We start from the raw sequence: 2,651 nt of genomic DNA on the forward strand, positions 1-2,651 counted from the left end.
CGATATTTTTCAATTTCTTCTAACTGGCGTTTGATATAACCTTCATATTTAATCTGATTTTCCACCACGCTAATTAAAGTTGTATCCGTTAAAAAAGGCTGTGCTGATTCAATCTGAGATAAAATTTGATAATTTACTTTTGGTCGTTTTAACAGTTCTAATAATGAATATTCGTGATTTAGTGCGCCCAATACCTCGCTTGCCTGCGCATCACTGGCTTGAATCCAGGTGGTTTTTAAACGCTCTTTTTCTTGCGCTGCTACTTCATATTTAATTTTAAACGCTGCCCAGCGCTCATCATCCACCAAGCCTAGCTCTCTGCCCTTAGGTGTTAAGCGCGCGTCTGCATTGTCTTCTCTGAGTAACAAACGATATTCAGCACGGGAGGTAAACATCCGATAAGGCTCATTGGTGCCTTTGGTAATCAAATCATCGACCATCACACCGATATAAGACTCATCACGCCTTGGGTGCCAAGGCTCTTTTGCTAACACAGCACATCCCGCATTCACACCTGCCAATAATCCTTGTGCTGCTGCTTCTTCATAGCCTGTCGTGCCATTGATTTGCCCTGCAAAATACAGTCCTGATATTTTCTTTACTTCCAGTGTTTGCCTTAAGCCTCTTGGGTCAAAAAAATCGTACTCAATGGCATAGCCAGGACGCACAATGTCAACATTTTCAAAACCTTTAATTGAGCGAATAAAATCTTGCTGTACTTCATACGGCAAAGAAGTAGAGATGCCGTTTGGATAGACCTCATTCGTCATCAAACCTTCAGGCTCAACAAAAATTTGATGTGAATCACGCTCACTAAAACGCACGACTTTATCCTCAATTGATGGACAATATCTGGGGCCAATACCTTCAATATTGCCTGTAACCATTGGCGAGTCTTTTAAACCGTTACGAATAAAATCATGCGTTTGCTCATTGGTATGCGTGATGTAGCAAGGGATTTGTTGTGGATGATCACTCGCCTTTCCCATAAAAGAAAAAGTCGGTAATGGCATGTCACCTGGCTGTTTTTGCAAGACACTAAAATCAATCGTGCGCCCATCAAGCCTTGGTGGTGTGCCGGTTTTTAATCGACCAACACCCAAATCATAGGCACGAAGACGCCTAGACAATGCATTAGATGGCGCATCACCAGCACGACCGCCTTCATAATTAGACTGCCCAATATGAATCACGCCGCCCAAAAAAGTACCCGAAGTTAGAATCACTTTATCGGCCGTAAAACTCAAACCCATTTGTGTTTTCACACCCTTGACCACATCATCTTCAATGATTAAATCTTCAACTGCCTGCTGAAACAACGATAGGTTTTCCTGATTTTCTAAGGCGTAACGAATGGCCGCTTTATACAAAACCCTATCTGCTTGAGCGCGAGTAGCACGCACTGCTGGACCTTTAGAAGCATTCAGTGTGCGGAATTGAATACCCGCTTTGTCAATCGCATGCGCCATAGCGCCACCCATCGCATCAATCTCTTTCACCAAATGCCCCTTACCAATCCCGCCAATCGCAGGATTGCAACTCATCTGTCCCAGTGTTTCAATATTGTGCGTAATCAACAGTGTCTTAACACCCATTCTACTAGAGGCAAGCGCTGCCTCGGTACCAGCGTGTCCGCCACCGATGACAATGACTGAATAGGTGTTATTTAGCTGTTTCATAAAGCCACTTAGAAGCTATATAAAACACGCCAAGGATATTTGCAGTAGTTGTGCTTAATAAAGCGATTAATACCAAATCCTTAAGCTGGAAATAATGTTCATTTCCAGTGAGCAATGATAACACTAAAATAATATAAACACAAATAGCCAAAAATAACTTCTTGTATATTCCAACCGCAAGCTCATGCTTACTGTTTTTGTGTTGTAACTCTTGTATATTTTTCTTAGATTCTAAAGATTTAGAAGGATCTTGATTTTCTTTTGAGGCTACACTTTTAGTTTGTTCTATTTTGGCTGTACTTTCAGCTATTATACGTTTTAATTTTTGTATATCGTCATCACTACCCATAATTATAAATTAAGTATAATTATTTTTATAAAACTCACATATGTCATCAGCAGGAATTACACCATATTTATTGTTTTTCCAAGATTTACTCCAAGGGGTATTGGCTTGATGAGTGAGATTTGACAATTGTATACCATTATATTTCTTATAATTATCATATACGGCGTTAATAATTTCCGAACTATAGTCATCAAGTTCCTCTTCCCCTACATTGGAAATACTTATCTTGTCTGTTACCTTATTGGAACCATATATTTGCAACTTTTCATAAAGTTCTGGTACTACAGGTCCAAAATTCCAGGCTCTCGTGTCTTCATAATATAACTTAGTCCCTCTAAGTGCCAAATTAAATCCATGTGCAATGTAAACCATCTTTTGTAATTGCATATTAGTCAAATTCTCATTTTTGGCTAAATCAATAAATTTATTAGCAATAGTTATCACTGAATAAACCATACAATTCCCCTATTAAAATATAGTCCAAATACTTACAACAAACTTCTCAATCTAACTATTTGATTTTTGCATCTAATTCACCAGACAAATATCTTTGACTCATCGTATCTAATGAAGAGACTTTAATTTTATCAGCGTTACCAGCTGAGCCAAAAGCCTCAAAACGA

Annotated in this window: 3 protein-coding genes and 1 pseudogene; all 4 read right to left on the bottom strand. The window is 38.9% G+C overall.

From position 1 onward, the window contains the following. Window positions 1–1,679: tRNA uridine-5-carboxymethylaminomethyl(34) synthesis enzyme MnmG (gene mnmG / locus BBROOKSOX_RS09905; protein ID WP_139661549.1), on the bottom strand; the 1,679-nt coding region annotated here is incomplete at its 3' end. Then, window positions 1,663–2,028, bottom strand: coding sequence for a hypothetical protein (locus tag BBROOKSOX_RS09910; protein WP_139661552.1), 366 nt, complete (start codon window positions 2,026–2,028; stop codon window positions 1,663–1,665). The genes BBROOKSOX_RS09910 and mnmG, both read right to left, overlap by 17 nt. A gap of 9 nt (window positions 2,029–2,037) precedes the next feature. After that, a complete protein-coding gene (locus BBROOKSOX_RS09915) occupies window positions 2,038–2,484 on the bottom strand; it encodes a Panacea domain-containing protein (RefSeq protein WP_139661555.1) in 447 nt (148 codons plus the stop codon). Window positions 2,485–2,539: 55 nt separating this feature from the next. Continuing rightward, window positions 2,540–2,651 (bottom strand): annotated as a pseudogene (locus BBROOKSOX_RS12295) (fructose-1,6-bisphosphate aldolase); the annotation flags it as partial.

The organism is bacterium endosymbiont of Bathymodiolus sp. 5 South, from assembly GCF_900128535.1.
GTDB lineage: Bacteria > Pseudomonadota > Gammaproteobacteria > PS1 > Pseudothioglobaceae > Thiodubiliella.

Bases quoted from the DNA above. Each gene is read 5' to 3' on its own strand.
- BBROOKSOX_RS09910 (WP_139661552.1), bottom strand. From the start codon at position 2,028: ATGGGTAGTGATGACGATATACAAAAATTAAAACGTATAATAGCTGAA.
- BBROOKSOX_RS09915 (WP_139661555.1), bottom strand. From the start codon at position 2,484: ATGGTTTATTCAGTGATAACTATTGCTAATAAATTTATTGATTTAGCC.